Consider the following 18,761-nt stretch of genomic DNA (forward strand, 5'->3'; position numbering starts at 1 on the left):
CATCGTTATTCATTTTGGTTCAATTCCGGGTCTTTGTCTCGTCGCCGGGTTGACAAAGCGCAACGCAGGGCAATTTATGGCAGCAAATTCCAGGCCAATCAGTGACAGCGTGCGCCGCGTGCTCGCCGGCCGCCACCACGATCCCTTCGAGATCCTCGGCTGTCATCGCCGTGGCCGGCGCTGGCATATCAAGGCACTGGTACCGGGTGCTGTACAACTGAATTTATTGCACCAAGATGACGTTTTGCCGATGGAGCGGCTCCCCGAAACGGATCTGTTCAGCATTTCCCTGGCCAGCGACTCGCTGCCGGACTACCGCTTCGGCGGGCGCGATGGTGCCGGCACCAGCTTCGAGTTCGATGATCCATATCGATTCACGCCGGTCATCGGCGACCTGGATTTGCACCTCTTTGGTGAGGGCCGGCACGAGCACCTGTATCGCGTACTCGGCGCGCACTGCTGCGAACACGAGGGCGTGGCCGGCGTGCGCTTCGCCACCTGGGCGCCCAACGCCCAGCGGGTCAGCGTGGTCGGCGACTTCAACGGCTGGCACGGCCTCGCCCACCCGATGCGCGTGCGCGGCTCCAGCGGGGTCTGGGAATTGTTCATCCCCGGCGTCCACACCCCCTGCCATTACAAGTACGAGATCATCGACCAGGCCGGCGCCCTGCACCTGAAGACCGACCCCTTCGGCAACCGCTTCGAACTGCGCCCGGCGACCGCCTCCATCGTCGAGCCGGCCAGCGACTACCGCTGGGATGACGCCGACTGGCTGGAGCAGCGGGCCGCCTGGGACTGGCAGCGGGCGCCGGTCAGCGTCTACGAACTGCACCTGGGCTCCTGGCGCCGCGACGCCGCAGGAGAGGTGCCCAACTACCGGGAACTCGCCCACCAGGTCGCCGACTACATGGCGGAGATGGGCTTCACCCATGTCGAGCTGCTGCCGATTACCGAGTACCCCTTCGAGGATTCCTGGGGCTACCAGGCCACGGGCTACTTCGCCCCGACCTCGCGCTTCGGCTCGCCCGACGACTTCCGCTACTTCATCGACCACCTGCACAGCCGCGGTATCGGCGTGATCCTCGACTGGGTGCCGGCGCACTTCCCGCGCGACGCCCACGGCCTGGCGCGCTACGACGGTACCGCACTGTATGAGCACGCCGACCCGCAGCGCGGCGAGCACAAGGACTGGGGCACGCTGATCTTCAACTACGGCCGCCCCGAAGTGCGCAACTTCCTGCTGGCCAGTGCCAACTACTGGCTGGAGGAATTTCACATCGATGGCCTGCGCGTCGACGCGGTGGCCTCCATGCTCTACCTGGACTACTCGCGCGAACCCGGCGAGTGGCAGCCCAACGCCTATGGCGGCAACGAGAACCTGGAGGCGATCGATTTCCTGCGCGAGCTCAACGGGCGCATCCTCGGGCGCCACCCGGGCAGCCTGACCATCGCCGAGGAGTCCACCGCCTGGCCGCTGGTCACCCGGCCGACCTGGGTCGGCGGCCTGGGCTTCTGCATGAAGTGGAACATGGGCTGGATGCACGACACGCTCAATTACATGGCGATGGAGCCGATCTACCGTCACTACCACCACAACCAGCTGACCTTCGGTCTGATGTACGCCTTCAGCGAAAACTACGTGCTGCCGTTCTCCCACGACGAGGTCGTACACGGCAAACGCTCCCTGCTCGGCCGCATGCCCGGCGACGACTGGCAGCGCTTCGCCAACCTGCGCCTGCTGTACACGTACATGTATACCTACCCCGGAACCAAGCTGTTGTTCATGGGGGCGGAAATAGCCGAGCCCGGCGAATGGCGCCACCTCGACCAGCTGAGCTGGGGCCTGCTGGAGCAGCCCCTGCACGCCGGGGTGCAGCGCCTGGTCGGCGACCTCAACCGGCTGTACCGCGACGTGCCGGCGTTGCACCGCGAGGGCTTCAATGCCTCGGGCTTCGACTGGATCGACTGCAACGACGCCACCCAGTCGGTGCTCGCCTACCTGCGCCGGGACGGCGACGCCTGCGTGCTCGTGGTGCTCAACTTCACCCCGGTGGTGCGCCACGACTACCGCGTCGGCGTACCCAGCGACGGGGTCTACACCGAAGTACACAATTCCGACTCGCACTTCTACGGCGGCAGCGATGTCGGCAATGGCCGGCTGGTCGCCGAGTCTCGCAGCTGGATGGGCCGCCCTTTCTCCATCTCCATGACCCTGCCGCCACTGGCCGGTGTCGTACTGCGCCTCGAGGACGACAATGGCTGATTCCGGGCGGGTCCTGTTTGCCGCCAGCGAAGTCTTTCCCCTGATCAAGACCGGCGGCCTGGCCGATGTGGCCGGCAGCCTGCCCGCCGTGCTGCGCGAGCAGGGCGTGGATGTGCGCATCCTCATGCCCGCCTATGGCGCCGTGCTCGAGCGCCTCGGCGGGGCGCCGGAAGTGGCGCGCATGCAGCTGCCCGGCGGTCCGGTGGGTATCCTCGAGACCCGCCTGCCGGACAGCGAGGTGCCGGTATGGCTCCTGGACCACCCGGATTTCTCGCAGCGCGGCGGCAACCCCTACCACGACGCGCAGGGCCACCCGTGGGCGGACAACGCCCAGCGCTTCCTGCTGTTGTCGCGGCTGGCGGCGGCGGTGGCGGCGGGCGACAGCCCGCTGGACTGGCGCGCCGACGTGCTGCACTGCCACGACTGGCACACCGGCCCGGCCATCGCCCTGGCGCGCTACTACGCGCATCCGCCGATGACGGTGTTCACCATCCACAACCTGGCGCACCTGGGCCTGTTCGACCGCGCCACGTTTGATCGCCTGCACCTGCCCCAGGAGCTGTGGTCTATCCACGCCATGGAGTTCTACGGCAACTTCTGTTTTATGAAAGGCGGCCTCAACTACGCCGACTGGGTAACTACGGTGAGCCCCACCTACGCCCATGAGATCTGCAGCGCCCCCGGCGGCATGGGCATGGAGGGCCTGCTCAGCCAGCGGCGCGAGCGCCTGGTGGGCATTCTCAACGGCATCGATACCGAGGTCTGGAACCCGGCCACCGACGCGCACCTGGCGGCGCCCTACAGCGCCGCGAGCCTGGAGCGCAAGGCGCTGAACAAGCAGCGCCTGCAGGAAGAGCTGGGCCTGCCGCAGCGCGCGGACCTGCCGCTGTTCGGCTTCGTCGGCCGCCTTGCCGAGCAAAAGGGGGTGGACCTGTTGCTGCCCCTGCTCGACGAGTTACTCGCCACCCCGGCGCAGCTGGTGGTGCTGGGCACTGGCGAGGCGCGCCTGGAGCAGGCGCTGGGCGAGTTGGCGACGCGCCACCCGCAGGCTGCGGCCCTGCGCCTGGCCTACAATGAGGGTTTGGCCCACCGCATCGAGGCGGGCGCTGACATCTTCCTGATGCCGTCGCTGTTCGAACCCTGTGGACTCAACCAGATGTACAGCCTGCGCTATGGCACGCTGCCGCTGGTGCGCGCCACCGGCGGTCTGGCCGACACCGTGACCGACGCCAGCGACGCCAATCTCGCGGCGGGAACAGCCACCGGTTTCGTATTCGGCACGCCCGACAGCGACGCCCTGCGCGGCGCGGCGCAGCGCGCCCTGTCACTGTGGGCGCAACCCGAGCGCTGGCGCGCCATGCAGGCGACGGCCATGGCGCAGGACTTCTCCTGGGAGCGCAGCGCTGCCCAGTATCTCCAGTTGTATGGCTTCGCGGCCGCTGATTGAATCGAGACAGATGTATGGCAGGTACCCGTTTTCCCCTTGAAGTCCAACCGCGTATTCCCCCGGCCCTGAGTCGCCTGGCGGATGTCGCCAACGACCTGGTGTACAGCTGGGACCGCTCCCTGCGCGCGCTCTACGTACGCCTGGATCGCGAGCTGTGGGCCGAGTGCGGCCACAATCCCAAGCTGTTCCTGCGCCGCCTGCCCCAGCAGCGGCTGGACGAGGCGGCCTCCGACCCCTCCTACCTGGAGGACTACCGCAAGGTCATGGCGGCCTACGACGCCTACCGCGAGCACCGCGGCAACCCGGACATGACCCGCATCTTCAACCCGGACAAGGACCTGATCGCCTACTTCTGCCTGGAGTTCGGCCTGCACGAGAGCTTCCCCATCTACTCCGGCGGTCTCGGCATCCTCGCCGGCGACCACTGCAAGGCGGCCAGTGACCTGGGCCTGCCCTTCGTTGCCGTTGGCCTGCTGTACCAGGCGGGTTACTTCACCCAGATCATCGACGGCCAGGGCCACCAGCAGGTGGCCAACACGCCGTCGCACCCCCACGACCTGCCGGTGGTGCCGACCCTCACTGAGACCGGCCACCAGCTGACCCTGGATATCGAATTCCCCGGCCGCACGCTCAAGGTCGCGGTGTGGACGGCCCGCGCCGGGCACATCGACCTCTACCTGCTGGACACCAACCTGCCCGGCAACAGCGAGGCGGACCGCCGCATCACTCACCAGCTCTACGGCGGCGACCGCGAGATGCGCCTGCAGCAGGAACTGGTGCTGGGTATCGGCGGCGTGCGCGCGCTGCGCGAGATGGGCCTGCGCCCGACCGTGTGGCATATCAACGAGGGGCACGCAGCGTTCCAGTTGCTCGAGCGCTGCGCCTATCGCATGAAGGAGGGGCTGGACTTCGCCAGCGCCATGGAACTGGTGGCCGCAGGGACGGTGTTCACCACCCACACCCCGGTGCCGGCGGGGCACGATATCTTCGACCGCCACCTGGTGGAGCGCTACCTGATGCCGACGGCGCACGCCCTGGGCCTGGATTTCGAGCAACTCTACGCACTGGGCCTTAATTCCGGCGACGGCTTCAACATGACCAGCCTGGCCCTGCGCTGCACGCGCTTCCACAACGGTGTCAGCCGCATTCATGGCAACGTGGCCTCGCAAATGGAGCAGCGCCTGTGGCCGCAGGTGCCGGCGGAGGAAAACCCCATCGGCCACGTGACCAACGGCGTGCACCTGCAGACCTTCCTCGCCCGCGACTGGATCAGCCTGTTCGACCTGCGCCTGGACGACTGGCGCAACGAGCTGCTCAACGAGGACTACTGGGAGCGGCTCGAGGACGTGCCCGACTACCACTACTGGAGCATTCACAAGGCGCTCAAGGCGGAACTGCTGGAGCACGTGGCGGACAGTGTGAAGCGACAGCAGCGCCGCAACGGCACCTCGGACGCGGTCATCCGCCACATGACCCGCTACCTGGAGGACTCCGATGCGGATATCCTGGTGATGGGCTTCGCGCGCCGCTTCGCCACCTACAAGCGCGCCGGCATGCTGTTCGCCGACCCGCAGCGCCTGGCGCGCCTGCTCGGCGACCCGCAGCGCCCAGCGGTGGTGATCTTCGCCGGCAAGGCGCACCCCAACGACCAGCCGGGCCAGGCCCTGATCAAGCAGATCCACGATTTCTCCATGCAGCCGCAGTTCATCGGCCGCATCATCCTGCTCGAGGGTTACGACCTCGCCCTGGCGCGGCAGCTGGTGGCCGGGGTGGACGTGTGGCTGAACACCCCGGAGTACCCGCAGGAGGCCAGCGGCACCTCGGGCCAGAAGGCCGGCCTCAACGGTGCGGTCAATCTCAGCGTGCTGGACGGCTGGTGGGCGGAGGGCTACGACGGCAGCAACGGCTGGGGCATTACGCCGCGCGGCGAACAGTTCGACGAGCACCAGCGCTTCCACGAGGAAGCCCGCGATCTGATGGATATCCTCGAGCACCAGGTGATTCCCACTTATTACGACCGTGACGGCGGCGGCTACGCCCCGGACTGGGTGGCACTGTCCAAGGCCTCGATGAAGTCCACTATCCCGCGCTTCAATGCCCAGCGCATGGTGCGTGACTATGTACACCAGTACTACGCCCCGGCGCGTTCCCAGCGCCTGCGCCTGGAGGCGGATGGCGCCGCCCTGGCGCGCGAGCTGGCAGCCTGGAAGCAGCGGGTGCGCGAGGCCTGGCCGGGGGTGAGCATGCAATTGACAGTGCAGCCGCCGGCGGTGATCTACACTGACGCCAAGCTCATGCTGCGGGTGCGTGCGCAGCTGCAGGGCCTGGATCCCGGCGACGTGCGCCTGGAGTGCCTGCTCGGCCGGCAGGACACGTCAGGCGGGTTCAGCGTGGAGCAGGCGGTGCAATTGATACCGCTGGGCGAAGAGGAGGGCTGGCAGCTGTTCGGGCTGGACGCCGACCCGCAACTGGCGGGGTTACAGTACTACCAGCTGCGCATGTATCCTTTCAACCCGGCCCTGAGCCATCCCTTCGAGGTGGGCGCCATGATCTGGGTCTGATCCACCCGGGCAACGGAAAACCAATGACGCGGAAAACCGATAACGACGAGCACGCCCCGGACGCCGAGGGCGGCCAGCAGGGTGAAGTGCATTGCTGCGTGTGCGGCAAGCCGTTCGAGCCGCGCACGCCGCGGCAGAAGGTCTGCACCCTGGAGTGCTTCATCGAGAGCAAGGAACAGCGCGAGTTACATCGCGCCTACCTGCACGACAAGTCGCCCTGAGCGGCGAACCCGGTTCAGTCCTCGAGCATGGCGCGCAGGTGCGCCTCCACCGAACTTCCCAGCGCGTCCAGCGCATAGCCACCTTCCAGCGACGAGAGGACCCGGCCCCGGGCGCTGCGCGCGGCCTGCTCGCACACGCGCCGGGTCAGCCAGGCAAAGTCGTCCTCGTCGAGTTCGAACTCTGCCAGCGGGTCGGCGCGATGGGCGTCGAAGCCGGCCGATACGATCAACAACTGCGGTGCGAACCGGGCCAGGTGCGGCAGCCATTCGGTTTCCACCGCGGCGCGCAGTTGCGCGCCGCTGCAGCCTGCCGGCAGCGGCGTGTTGAGGATATTGTCCGCGCTCTCGCCCGCGCCGCTGAACGGGTACCAGGGGTGCTGGAAGCTGGAGCAGAACAGGATGCGCGGGTCGCCGGCGACGATGTCCTGGGTGCCGTTGCCGTGGTGCACGTCGAAGTCGACGATGGCGACGCGCTCAAGGCCGTGCTGCTCCAGCGCGTGCAGCGCGGCGATGGCGACATTGTTGAACAGGCAAAAACCCATCGCCTGCTCGCGCTCGGCGTGGTGGCCGGGCGGACGAACGGCGCAGAACACGCGGCGCGTCGCGCCAGTCATGAGCAGGTCCACACCCTGTACCGCCGCCCCCGCGGCCAGCCGTGCCGCCGCCAGGCTGTGCGGGTTCATGCGTGTGTCGGCGTCGAGGATGGCGATTCCCGTGGCGGGCGCTGCGGCGACCATTTGCGCCAGGTGCTGCGCGCTGTGCGCGGCGATGATCAGCGCATCGCTGGCCGGCTGCGCCTCGACGCGCCGCAGGTGGCCGGCGATGTCGCTGTCGCGCAGGCGCGCATCGATGGCGGCGAGCCGGGCCGGCTGCTCCGGGTGGCCGCGGCCCATGTCGTGCAACAGGCAGGTGGGATGGGTGATGTAGGTGATCGACATGGCGTGGTATCCGCAGGGGTGGGTCAGGGCCTGCCATTGCTGGCGTTGCCCGGGGCCTTGAGGTCATAATGCAGCCATGAAACACCCCCGTCTACCCGCCGCCGACCGCACCGCCCTGGTGCTCACCGGCGGCGGCGCCCGCGCCGCCTACCAGGTGGGCGTATTGAAGGCCGCGGCGGAGATCCTGCCGAAAAAAGCCCACAACCCGTTCTCCATCATCACCGGCACGTCCGCCGGCGCGATCAACGCGGTGGCACTCGGCGCCTCTGCGAACAACTTCCGCCTGGCGGTGAAAAAGGTGGAGCGCATCTGGTCCGACCTCAGCGTGGAGCAGGTCTACCGCGCCGGGTACCGCAACCTGTTCGGCAGCATGCTGCGCCTGTTCGCCTCCATGTTTCACCGCGGCACCGGCCTGCACAAGCCGCTGTCCCTGCTGGATACCGCGCCGCTGGCCGAACTGCTGCGCCAGAGCATCGACTTCAAGGACCTGGAGCGGCGCCTCGAGGGCGGCCTGCTGGACGCGATCGGGGTGACCGCCTCCAGCTACGACACCGGCGAGTCGATCACCTTCTACCAGAGCAACCTGGACGGCGAGATACTGCCGGCCTGGCAGCGCTTTCGGCGCAAGGGCGTGCCGGCGAAAATCGGCATCGAACACCTGCTGGCGTCCTCGGCGATCCCGGCGATCATGCCGGCGGCAAAAATCGGCGACACCTATTTCGGCGACGGCGCCCTGCGCCAGGTCTCGCCGATCAGCCCGGCACTGCACCTGGGTGCCGAGCGGGTGCTGGTGGTGGGCGTGAGCGGCAACGCCAAGCGCCCGCCCGTCGGCAGCCTGGGACGGCGCTCGCCGTCGCTGGCGCGCATGGTCGGCCACGTGTTCAACAGCGCGTTCATCGACGCACTGGAGAACGACATGGAGCACCTGGACCGCATCAACGAACTGGTCGGCATGCTGCACAACGAGAACCCACGCAGCAATACCGCCGGCCTGCGCGTCATCGACTTCCTGTGCATCAACCCCAGCGTGGAGATCGACAAGATCGCCGCCCAGCACCTGCGCAGTCTGCCGCGGGCCATGCGTACCCTGTTCAATGTCACCGGCGCCACCAACCGCGGCGGCGGTACCAGCATGGCCAGCTACCTGCTGTTCGAGGGGGAGTTCTGCCGCGACCTGATCGCTGCCGGCTACCGGGATGCGATGGACCAGCGGGACATGCTGGAGGACTTCTTCTACCCGCCGGGGCCGATGCGGGTGATCGGCTGAGGCCCGTCATGGGGGCGCTGGCGCGGGTTGTTTACGGCGTCATGTAGCCGGGCGAGATCGTGTTAGAATAGCCGGCTAATAACGATGGGGACCCAGTCTTGAAGCGTTTTTTCCTGATCTTCGCCACCGTCCTGGTCGCGTTGTTCTCGCTCGAAATGTGGAATCCGGTACAGGCCAACGTGGTCGTGCCGTTCACCGGCCTGCTGGCCAAGATCAGCGCGTTCGTCATTGCGCCCTTCGACGACAATGTCATCGCCATGGGCAAGGTACTGCGCTTTCGCGATACCGGCTTTGCCGTGTCCATCGAGGCCGGCTGCAACGGGGTCGAGGCCACCATCGTGCTGATCGCCGCGGTGGTCGCCTTTCCGGCGGACTGGAAATCCCGCTGCCTGGCGATAGGCCTCGGCTTCCTGGCCATCCAGGCCCTCAATATCGTGCGTATCATCAGCCTGTTCTACCTCGGCGACTGGAACACCGAGGTCTTCAAGTGGGTGCACCTGTACCTGTGGCCGGCACTGATCATGCTCGACGTGCTGATCGTGTTCATCCTCTACCTGCGCCACCTCGGCCGGCGCGACCAGGAGTTCGCCCATGCAGCAGGATAACGCGCTGCGCCAGTTCCTGCTGTTCGCCTTCGTCCTGCTGCTGCCGTGTTTCGCGCTGTGGACCCTGGCGGCGAACCCGCTGGCCATGCCCGCGGTCGGCCTGGTGGACATGCTGCTCAAGGCCTGGTTCCCGACCATCGTCGACGGGCTGATCTTCCACGGCTCGGACACCGTGCTGCTCACCAACTTCGGCGAGTTGAACGGGGTCGCCGTGCCGCCGGAGCAGTCCGAGTACCAGCTGGCCTTCGCCATCAACCCGGGCATCCTCTCCTACTCGTTCCCGTTCTATGCCACCTTGCATTTCGCCACCCAGAAGAAGCACTACCTGGGCAGCTTCATCACCGGCCTGTGCGTGCTGTTCCCGCTGTTCCTGCTCGGGCTGCTGAGCCTTTGCCTGAAGGAGTTGATGGTTAACCTCGGGCAGATCTTCTTCCGCCAGGAGGGGGTGTTCGTGCCCAACGGCAACCTGATTGCCCTGTTCTACCAGCTCAACGTGTTGATCGTGCCGACCATTGCGCCCATCGCGCTGTGGATTGCGCAGAACCGCGAGACCACGCTGCTGCGCTCGGTGTTCGCGCGCTGGGGCAATCCGGGAAAAATCGAACCGGTGCCGGAAGCGCCGGAGCAGGGCACCTTGCTGCAGGGCAAGGGCGCGCGGAGTTCATCTTCGGCGGGCGATCAGCAGTAGGCCCGCCGCGCCGTTCACCAAACCGTCACAGCCCTGCATCGGGGCTGTCATAAAACCCCACTAGTCTTCCGGTTGTCGCTCGCGGGACGCGCTCCCGCGGATCTCGACACCATTCATTATTCGACTTGTGCGCCGGGGCGACCGCCCCGGTATAGGGGATTGTCATGCCTGTTTTTCCGCGCTCTGTCCTGGCCCTGGCGGTAGCCGCCGCCGCGCCGCAGCTCTTCGCTCAACCGATCGACCCTGACCAGGTGGAGGAGGTGATCGTCACCTCCCAGGCCGTGGCCTACGCCAACGCCGATGTCAGCGCCGAGATGCTGCAGCGCGTCGCGCCTATCGCCTCGCCCCTGGCCGCCGTGGCGACCCTGCCCGGGGTGCTGGTGGACGAGGGCGACCAGTTCGGCGGCGACGACTGGTCCACCTTCATCTCGATCCGCGGCTTCCAGACCAATCTCGACGAACAGCAGATCGGCATGACCGTCGATGGTATCCCCAACGGCAACTCCAACTACGGCGGCGGCGCCAAGGCCAACCGCTTCATCGACACGCCGAACCTGGAGACGGTGCGCGTCTCGCAGGGCACCGCGGACATCACCTCGCGCTCCAACGAGGCCCTCGGCGGCACCCTGGACTTCATTACCGACGCACCGCTGGAAGAACAGCAAATGCGCGTGATGCTCACCGTGGGCGAAAACGACGCACAGAAATACTACGTGCGCTTCGATACCGGTCGCCTGTTCGACGACACCACCACCGCCTGGCTGAGCCTGTCGTCCTCCGACGCCAAGACCTGGATTGACGAAAGCGGCGAGAGCAACCGCGAGCACGCCGCGCTCAAGTTCATCACCGACCTGGACGCGCTGGCCATCACCGGCTATTTCTCCTGGGACGACGTGCACGAGGACAACTACCAGCGCGTCTCCCTCGAACAGTTCGAGGCCGACCCGGGCTGGGACCGCCTCACCGCCGAGTGGACCGGCATCCCCTACATCGACCAGGTCTACCGCCGCGGCTGGTCGACCCTGCGCGAGAACAAGCTCGCCTACCTGAAGTTTGATTTCGCCACCGGCCCGGTGGACTGGAAGCTCAACACCTACTGGCACGACAACGAGGGTCGAGGTGACTGGATGCCGCCCTACGTCGTCGACCTTATCGACGACAACGGCGGCCCGGAAACCGAACTGGTGATCGGACCCCAGGGCGGCATCGACGGCGGCAGCCCGATCGGCACCATCTACTTCGTGGATGCCAACGGCGTGGCGCTTTCGCCCAACGAAGGTTGTACCAGCAGCATCACGTTCCCCTACGGTGGTGCCGGCCCCCAGTACGATCCGGGCTGCTATGACCCCGGCGCCATCCCGGTCAGCTCCTACCGCACCACCAACTACTGGAAAGAGCGTTACGGTGCCAACGCCGACGTCGCCTGGACCCTGGAACTCGGCGACAACCTGGTCAACACCCTGGGCGCCGGCCTGTGGTGGGAGGACTACGACCGCGACGAGACGCGCACCTGGCAGAACATCATCGACGCCACCTCAAGCTACCGCTTCGACAAGCGCGAGTACTGGACCCAGTACGACCGCAGCTACGAGGTCAACACGCTGATGTACTACGTGCAGGACAAACTGCAGGTAGGCCCGGTCAGCCTCAACCTCGGCGTGAAGCAGTTCATCGTCGACCTCGAGCGCAGCGACAACTTCAGCGGTGAGAAATCCGGCAAGGTGGATTCCGATTCCGATCCGCTGTACACGGTGGGCGCGGTGGTCGATATTCCGTTCGTCGACGGACTGTCCGCCTTCGCCGGTTACGCGGAGAACTTCGCGGCGATCAAGGACGAGGTACTGGAGCGCGAGTCTTCCGCGGTCGACGACATCGAGCCGGAAACGGCGGAGAACATCGATGTCGGCCTGCGTTACGACGGCGAGCGCATCTTGGCCACGCTGACCTACTACGAGATCGACTTCGACAATCGCCTGACCTTCATCGCCCCGGACAACCCGGCCGGCATCGACTACACCATCGGCACCAACGGCACCTACCTCAACGTGGGCGGTGTGGAGTCAAAAGGTATTGAACTGGCGGGTAGCTGGCAGGTGAGCGACGCCTTCCGTGTCTACGCCTCCTTCACCGACAACGACTCCCAGTACCTGGGCACCGGCAATGCCGCACTCGACGACTCGCTGGGCATCTTCCCCGGCAACACGGTGGCGGGCTCGGCCCAGCGTATGGCGGCGCTGTCGCTTGACTGGACGCACAACCACTACCGTGCGGGCCTGACCACGCGCTGGGTGGACGAGCGCGAACTGGACCAGGCTAACAGCCAGCAGGTGCCGGACTACACCGTGTCCGACCTGTATGTCGGGGTCGGCGGCGAGGAGCTCGGCGAGTTCCTGCGCGGGGTGGATATCAGCTTCCTGGTCAACAACCTGTTCGACGAGGAATACCTCGGCGGCATCTCCGGCGGGGCCGCCTGGATCGGGCCCGGCCGCAGCGCCTCGTTGACGGTGACAGCCGATTTCTGATCCACTGCGCCACGGGGTCGCGCCGCGACGATTGTGTTCGCGGCGCGGCTCATTCGCTGTTTAGGAGACAAAACCATGCGCCATCCGATCAGCCGCCGGCGTGTCCTCGCCGGCCTCGCCGGTGCTGCCACCCTGCCGTTCACCGGTTGTGCCAGCAACGCCGACAAGCCCCGCGGCCCGGAGGGTGTGTTTGCCCACGGTGTCGCCAGCGGCGACCCCGACCAGCACAGTGTGGTGCTGTGGACCCACCTCAGTACGCCGGAGTCTGCAGCCAGCGGACGCTGGCTGGTGGCCCGCGACCCCGAGTGCAGGGACGTGGTGAAGCGCGGTGACTTCAGCACCAGCGTGGCGCGGGACATGACGGTGAAGGTGCTGGTCGACGGCCTGAGTGCCGGGCAGCGCTACTACTACCGCTTCGAATACGCCGGCGAGCAGTCGCTGGTGGGACGCACCCTGACCCTTGCCGACGGTTACCTGGAGCGGCTGGGCATCGCCGTCGCCTCCTGCTCCAACTATCCCTTCGGCTATTTCAATGCCTACGAAATGATCGCCCGCGACCCCGAGGTCGACATCGTCCTGCACCTGGGCGACTACCTCTACGAGTACGGACCCGACGGCTACGGCGGCGAGACTGGCAAACTGCTGGGCCGCCCGCACCAGCCGCCGCGCGAGATCCTGACCCTGGACGACTACCGCGAGCGTCACGCGCAGTACAAGGGCGACCCGCAGTCGCGCGCGATGCACGCCGCCCACCCGCTGATCGCCCTGTGGGACGACCACGAGTCCGCCAACAACCCCTGGACCGATGGCGCCCAGAACCACCAGCCGGAGGAGGGCGATTGGGGCGCGCGGCGCAGCGCCTCGCTGCAGGCCTACTACGAGTGGATGCCGGTGCGCGAGCCGCAGCCGGGCATGCGCCGCGACCAGCGCTGGGGCCATTACCGCTGCGGCGACCTCGCCAGCCTGGTCACCCTGGAGACCCGCCACACCGCCCGCGCCCGGCAGATCGAATACCACGAGCACCCGGACGCGCTGGCAAGCCCGGAAGCGGCCCAGGCGTTCATGCGCGACGTGGTCGGCGCGCCCGGTCGCCGCATGCTCTCCGATGAAATGGAGGCCTTTCTCGACACGTCCCTGCGCGAGTCGGTCAGTGCCGGACGTCCCTGGCGCCTGATCGGCAACCAGATTCCCATGGCCCGTACACACACACCGCGCCTGGCGGACAGCGACGTCGCCGCCCTGGGTATCACCGAGGACAACCCGCGCTACGCCGACTACCAGCGCTTCCGCCGTGTCGGCGAGCTCGGGCTGCCGCTGTACCTGGACCCCTGGGACGGCTATCCCTGGGCGCGCGAGCGCTTCTACGCGGGCTGCCGCGCGGCGGGCGCCAGCGACCTGCTGGTGCTGACCGGCGACAGCCACAGCTTCTGGCAGAACCAGCTGTTCAGCGCCGAGGGAGTGGCCATGGGCGTGGAACTCGGCACGACCGGTATCACCTCGCCGGCGGATTTCGCCGACTTCGGCCCCGCCGGTGCGGCGCTGATGGACGGCCTGCTGGCACAGCAGAACCCGGAGATCCTGTGGACCGAGGGCGTGACCCACGGCTACATCCGCCTGGTCCTGGAGCGCGAGGCGGCCGAGGTCGAGTATGTCGGCGTGAGCAACATCGCCACCCGGGATTTTCACCCGGTGAGCGTGCGTCGCACCCGCGTCCTGCGCCGCGACGGAACCCTCGCCTTCGCCTGAGCGCTTGATGTCAGGCCGGCTTGCGGCTACATTCCATTGCAGAATTCTTGCAGTGGGGAGCAGGGCGATGATCAAGCGAGTCTGGTTGGGAGCGCTGGGGGGCGCGGTTTTTGTGGCGTCTGTCGGCGCAGCGTACGCGGAGCCCGGCGACTACGGTCCCCTGCGCACCTACCACAACCTGGTCAAGCCGCAGAAGGCGGACGACCCGGTCAGCTACCAGGAACGCCTGGGTCCCTACGCCCTGAATGCGCCGACCACCGGCTTTGAGGACGGCTTCGTTCCCGATAACTACGACCAATGGCAGCAGGTCGACGTGCCTGCGGAGACCGGCGCCGCCTGCGGCAACGGCACGCCCTACAAGTTCTTCGTGCGCCGCGTGGCGGACAACAACAACATGCTGATCTACTTCGAGGGCGGCGGCGCCTGCTGGGACTACCCCAGCTGCAGCGGTGCCGCGGGCATTCGCGGCGCGCGCAACCCGGACGGCATTCCCGACGGTTACGTGCAGAACGTGGACCTGCGCAACCTCGAAAGCTTTGACGGCCTGGACACCGCCGCGGTCTCGCCACTGATCTTCCCCGAACACCCTTACAACCAGTTCAAGACCGCCAACTGGAACATGGTCTACGTGCCGTACTGTACCGGCGACATCTACGTCGGCGACAAGGTGCAGGTGTACGAGGACCCGGAGGGCGTGGAGCCGGACCTGGTGTGGAACCACAACGGCCTGCGCAACGTGCAGTCCGTGGTGTCCTGGGTCAAGAACAACCTGAAGTCACCCACCCAGCTCGCAGTGGCCGGCTGCAGCGCCGGCAGTATCGGCGCGCTGCTCAACTACTCCAAGCTGCGCGGGCATTTCGAGTCGCCCTACGGTTACCTGCTGGACGACTCCGGTCCGCTGTTCAACGCACCGCTGGCCAGCGAGGACACCGACGCGTATCCGTCGATTCCTCTGCACCGCGAGGTGATTTCCCAGTGGACCACCTACGGCGAGCCGGGCGACAACCCGATCTCCGCCATGGCGGCCATCACCCCGGGCTTCGATCCGCAGCGCCTGGCGACCGTGTACGGGGCGCTGTCATCCAAGTTCCACGACGACCGCCTGGGCATGACCTTCTTCCTCGCCGACGGCAACTTCAGCAGCTACTCCTACGAGCGCTTCTACCCGGAGATCGAGAACAACCCGGACGACGAGGCCAAACTGGAGCAACTGCGCGCGCTGTGGCAGCACGACACCCAGCAGAACCTGCTGCCGCTACTCGACGCCACGCACAACTGGAGCTACCACCTGCCCATGTTCCGGGATTTCAATGAGAGCCACTGCACCACGGTGCTCGACCTGCGCTACTCGGAAATCGAGGAACTGGGTACCGACCTGCCGGGCTATCTCGAGAGCCTGATCGACTACCGCGGCGGGCCGCCGATGCGCGGTTTCGAGACCGACAACGTCTCCGACTTCATCAACAACCACGACCCGTTCTACGACCTGATCGACCGCCTGTTGTAGCGCGTTTCCTGGGCGGCCGTCACTGCGGCGACTGCCCGTAGGCCTGCTCCCGGGCCGCCTGCAACTGCTCGCGCAGCCACGCGCTGCGCTGTGCCTCTGAGCTGAAACTGCGCTGCTTCGCCTCGGCGAGGATGGCCGCCTCGCGGGTTTTGTAGTCGGCGTAGGCGGGGGTATTGGTCGGGGCGCGCTGTGCCTCGCTGGCCGCCGCCCGCTGCGCATACTCCTCGCGCAGTGCCTCGGCGCGCGCGGCAAAGCGCTCCGGGTCCGCTTCCTGTTCGCGCAGCCAGGCCAGTTTCAGGGCCAGCGCCTGCACGCCGAGCACCGCCTGTTCACGCTCCAGTTCTTCGATCAACTGCCAGGCTTCGCCGGCGCTGATCCCGGCGCCAGCCGGGTCGGCGAACCAGGCGTGCAGGCGTTCGCTGCGCGCCTGTCGGGCGAGGTAGCGCTGTACTGCGGGCTGCTGCAGGAGGTTGGGGTCCGGGGGTGTGGACAGCGCTGCGATCGCGGGCGGCGCGGGCGCGCGCGGCGATTCGGCCCCGGGCGGCGGGGCGGGTGCCGCCGGGGCGGCGACCAGCGCCGGGTCCTCGTTGGGTGACTGCAGTAATTTTGCAGCTATTCCGAGGCCCACAAGGGCTATCAGCAGTATGCTGATAATGATCTTTTTCGTGGAAAATAGCGCGTTTTTCACTGATTTTGTCGGCATTTTGTCTGGTTTTGGTAATCCTGCACAGGCTTTTCCCTACGCTTGCGGGGGTCAAAATCGCGTGCTAATGTCAATGCACATAGGGGATGTGTCGCCGTCCGTCGGATGCGGCACTCATTCGGGGAAACCGGGTGATACCGGCGGCACCTTGGGGTGCAGCCGGATGTAGACCCAGACTCTGGTCCCATCTAATTATTATCCCGCAAGTAACCGTCTTCGGCCGCACGTCGGCAGGGGATTTTTTGTGGTAGGGAACGGCGCGGTTGGCCGACAGTAATTGGTCGCCTGTATGGCGACAGGGTGAAAAGGAACAGTGTGATGCCAGTAACCAAGGCCGAGGTTGAAGCAAAGGTCATGGAAGTCCTCGGGGAGATGCTCGAGGAGTGGGATGAGGAACTCGACGAGGAGCCGGGTCCGCAAACCACGCTGGTGGAGGATGTCGGTTTTGCCTCCATCGATTTCGTACAGTTTGCGGTGGCCATCGAGGAGCGCTGCGGCGCCAAGCTGGGTTTCCAGGAACTGCTGATCCGCGATGGCCAGTACATCGAGGACCTGACCATCGCCGAGGTGGTGGACTTCGTTACCGGCAAGCTCAACCAGCCGCTGGACGCGCCGCCCGCAGCACCGGTGGAAGCGCCCAAGCCGAACGTCGAGCGCCTCGAAAGCATCGATGAGGCCGAGCGAGTGTGCGAGGACAAGTTCACCGCCTTCCGCCAGATCATCCGCCCGCGCCCGCCGCGCCCCGCGGACGACGCGCCGAAGAACCCGCGCGCGGTGTTCGTGCTGTCGCCGCCGCGCTCCGGATCTACCCTGTTCCGCGTCATGCTCGCCGGCAACCCGGCCCTGTTCGCGCCGCCGGAACTGCACCTGCTGTCCTATGGCACCATGGATGAGCGCCGCGACACGCTCAACGACGAGCACAACAACCACCTGCTCGAGGGCACAATCCGCGCCATGATGCAGCTCAAGGGCTGGTCCGGCGAGGAGTCGCGCGCCTTCGCCGAGAAGTGCGAGTCCGAGGGCATGACCACCAAGGCCTTCTACGGCATTATGCAGTCTGCCCTCGACGGGCAACTGCTGGTGGACAAGACCCCCAGCTATGTCATCGACAAGGAAATCCTGGAGCGCGCGGAGACCGACTTCGACGGCGCCCTGTACATCCACCTGCAGCGCCATCCCTGTGGCACCATCCGCTCCTACGAGGAATCCAAGCTCACCCGGCTGATGCCGCTGATGAGCGAGAGCGACTTCTCCACCCGCCAGCTGGCGGAGATGACCTGGCTGCTCAGTCACCGCAACATCCTGTCCTTCTCCGAGCAGGTGCCCGCCGAGCGCTGGTTCAACCTGCGCTACGAGGACATGGTGCAGGACCCGGATACGCAGATGCGCCAGCTGTGCGAATTCCTCGGCGTGCCCTTCCACGAGGACATGGTCAATCCCTACGCGGATAACGACAAGCGCATGACCGATGGTGTGGATACTGCCTCGCGCATGAGCGGTGACCTCAAGTTCCACCTGCACCAGGGCATCGATGCGAGTGCCGCCAGCCGCTGGCAGCAGTTCTATTCGCCTGAGATCCTCGGCGGTATCACCCGCGACGTGGCGGCGCGCTTCGGTTACTGAGGGCGCCCAGGGGTCAGAGTCGCGACTCTGACCCCGGTCACGTCAGCTGCAGGACGATTCAGGGGTCAGAGTCAAGACTCTGACCCCGGTCCTCCCAGCTGCCAAAACCCGTTAAAAAAAAGCCCGGGCAAATGCCCGGGCAGTATGTTCGCAGGACCTGGAAGTGGGGGTTCGGGAAATCAGGGGTCAGAGTCACGACTCTGACCCCAAGCCGCAACGGAACGTGCGGGATCAATCGTCGCGGCGTTCCTTGCGTGCGTCCTGGCGTTCATCCTGCAGGCCGGCGGGGCCGTCGCGTACTTCATCTCGGCGACACTCGCGCTTGTCCTGGCCGACACGGCCTTCTTCCTGGCGGCAATCGCGACGGTCCATGCGCTCGTCGGCGCGGCCGAGTTCGCCTTCACGGCGCTCCTCGCGGCGTTCCATGCGGTCGTCGACCCGGCCGATGCGCTCGTCGTCGTCCGCGTGTGCGGCGACGGAGGTCAGGGCGGAACTCAATACAATGGCTGAAACAGCAGCAGCGATAATTCTCATGGTGTTCTCCCTTTTCGAGTGTGAATCATGTTCGTGGATGAGAGCATAGACTGCTTGCCCTCGAGACAGTTCCATTGTCGGACCTGCGCCGGTTAACTTGTGTTAAGACTTGTAGAAAATCGTCCGGCCGCGCTGT

General features: G+C 66.3%; 14 protein-coding genes. 11 read left to right on the forward strand and 3 right to left on the reverse strand.

What is annotated here, in order from left to right; all coding sequences use genetic code 11:
• Positions 1-76 precede the first annotated feature (76 nt).
• From glgB to E4634_RS17780, 4 genes are read left to right on the forward strand one after another with little or no spacing between them, the layout of a single operon-like run.
• Positions 77-2,263 carry a 1,4-alpha-glucan branching protein GlgB gene (gene glgB, locus E4634_RS17765; RefSeq protein ID WP_135446017.1) on the forward strand — a complete coding sequence of 729 codons (2,187 nt, stop codon included), beginning with the start codon at positions 77-79 and terminating at the stop codon, positions 2,261-2,263.
• Complete coding sequence (glgA, locus tag E4634_RS17770; protein WP_135446018.1) at positions 2,256-3,710, forward strand: glycogen synthase GlgA; 1,455 nt, start codon at positions 2,256-2,258, stop codon at positions 3,708-3,710. Before glgB ends, glgA begins: the two co-directional genes overlap by 8 nt.
• Before the next feature lie 14 nt (positions 3,711-3,724).
• Positions 3,725-6,271, forward strand: coding sequence for an alpha-glucan family phosphorylase (gene glgP / locus E4634_RS17775; RefSeq protein WP_135446019.1), 2,547 nt, complete (start codon positions 3,725-3,727; stop codon positions 6,269-6,271).
• A 23-nt stretch (positions 6,272-6,294) separates the two neighbouring features.
• Positions 6,295-6,492, forward strand: coding sequence for a hypothetical protein (locus tag E4634_RS17780; protein WP_135446020.1), 198 nt, complete (start codon positions 6,295-6,297; stop codon positions 6,490-6,492).
• A 14-nt stretch (positions 6,493-6,506) separates the two neighbouring features.
• Here E4634_RS17780 and E4634_RS17785 read toward each other — a convergent pair whose 3' ends face one another.
• Positions 6,507-7,430 carry a histone deacetylase family protein gene (locus E4634_RS17785; RefSeq protein WP_135446021.1) on the reverse strand — a complete coding sequence of 308 codons (924 nt, stop codon included), beginning with the start codon at positions 7,428-7,430 and terminating at the stop codon, positions 6,507-6,509.
• Between the two features lie 76 nt (positions 7,431-7,506).
• Here E4634_RS17785 and E4634_RS17790 point away from each other — a divergent pair, with 76 nt between their 5' ends.
• From E4634_RS17790 to E4634_RS17815, 6 genes are all read left to right on the forward strand, one after another.
• The gene (locus tag E4634_RS17790) at positions 7,507-8,697 is read left to right on the forward strand and encodes a patatin-like phospholipase family protein (protein WP_135446022.1); all 1,191 of its coding nucleotides are present in this window, start codon (positions 7,507-7,509) and stop codon (positions 8,695-8,697) included.
• Between the two features lie 98 nt (positions 8,698-8,795).
• Entirely contained in the window at positions 8,796-9,302 is a 507-nt protein-coding gene (gene xrtH, locus E4634_RS17795; protein ID WP_135446023.1) for an exosortase H, read from the forward strand.
• A complete protein-coding gene (locus E4634_RS17800) occupies positions 9,289-9,990 on the forward strand; it encodes an exosortase H-associated membrane protein (protein ID WP_135446024.1) in 702 nt (233 codons plus the stop codon). Before xrtH ends, E4634_RS17800 begins: the two co-directional genes overlap by 14 nt.
• A 164-nt stretch (positions 9,991-10,154) precedes the next feature.
• Positions 10,155-12,512 (forward strand): TonB-dependent receptor, encoded by a 2,358-nt coding sequence (locus E4634_RS17805; RefSeq protein ID WP_135446025.1) that lies wholly within the window; start codon positions 10,155-10,157, stop codon positions 12,510-12,512.
• 75 nt (positions 12,513-12,587) lie between these two features.
• Complete coding sequence (locus E4634_RS17810; RefSeq protein ID WP_135446026.1) at positions 12,588-14,258, forward strand: alkaline phosphatase D family protein; 1,671 nt, start codon at positions 12,588-12,590, stop codon at positions 14,256-14,258.
• 67 nt (positions 14,259-14,325) lie between these two features.
• Entirely contained in the window at positions 14,326-15,765 is a 1,440-nt protein-coding gene (locus E4634_RS17815) for a pectin acetylesterase-family hydrolase (protein ID WP_135446027.1), read from the forward strand.
• A 19-nt stretch (positions 15,766-15,784) separates the two neighbouring features.
• Here E4634_RS17815 and E4634_RS17820 read toward each other — a convergent pair whose 3' ends face one another.
• Entirely contained in the window at positions 15,785-16,393 is a 609-nt protein-coding gene (locus E4634_RS17820) for a hypothetical protein (protein ID WP_135446028.1), read from the reverse strand.
• A gap of 393 nt (positions 16,394-16,786) precedes the next feature.
• On the opposite strand from E4634_RS17820, the gene E4634_RS21535 reads away from it, so the two are divergent.
• Positions 16,787-18,091, forward strand: a complete 1,305-nt coding sequence (locus tag E4634_RS21535; RefSeq protein ID WP_167854969.1) for a sulfotransferase — start codon at positions 16,787-16,789, stop codon at positions 18,089-18,091.
• A 231-nt stretch (positions 18,092-18,322) separates the two neighbouring features.
• On the opposite strand, the gene E4634_RS17830 is transcribed toward E4634_RS21535, so the two are convergent.
• Positions 18,323-18,625, reverse strand: coding sequence for a hypothetical protein (locus tag E4634_RS17830; RefSeq protein WP_135446029.1), 303 nt, complete (start codon positions 18,623-18,625; stop codon positions 18,323-18,325).
• Positions 18,626-18,761: the final 136 nt, after the last annotated feature.

It is taken from the genome of Mangrovimicrobium sediminis, assembly GCF_004745945.1.
Classification (GTDB): Bacteria; Pseudomonadota; Gammaproteobacteria; order Pseudomonadales; family Halieaceae; genus Mangrovimicrobium; species Mangrovimicrobium sediminis.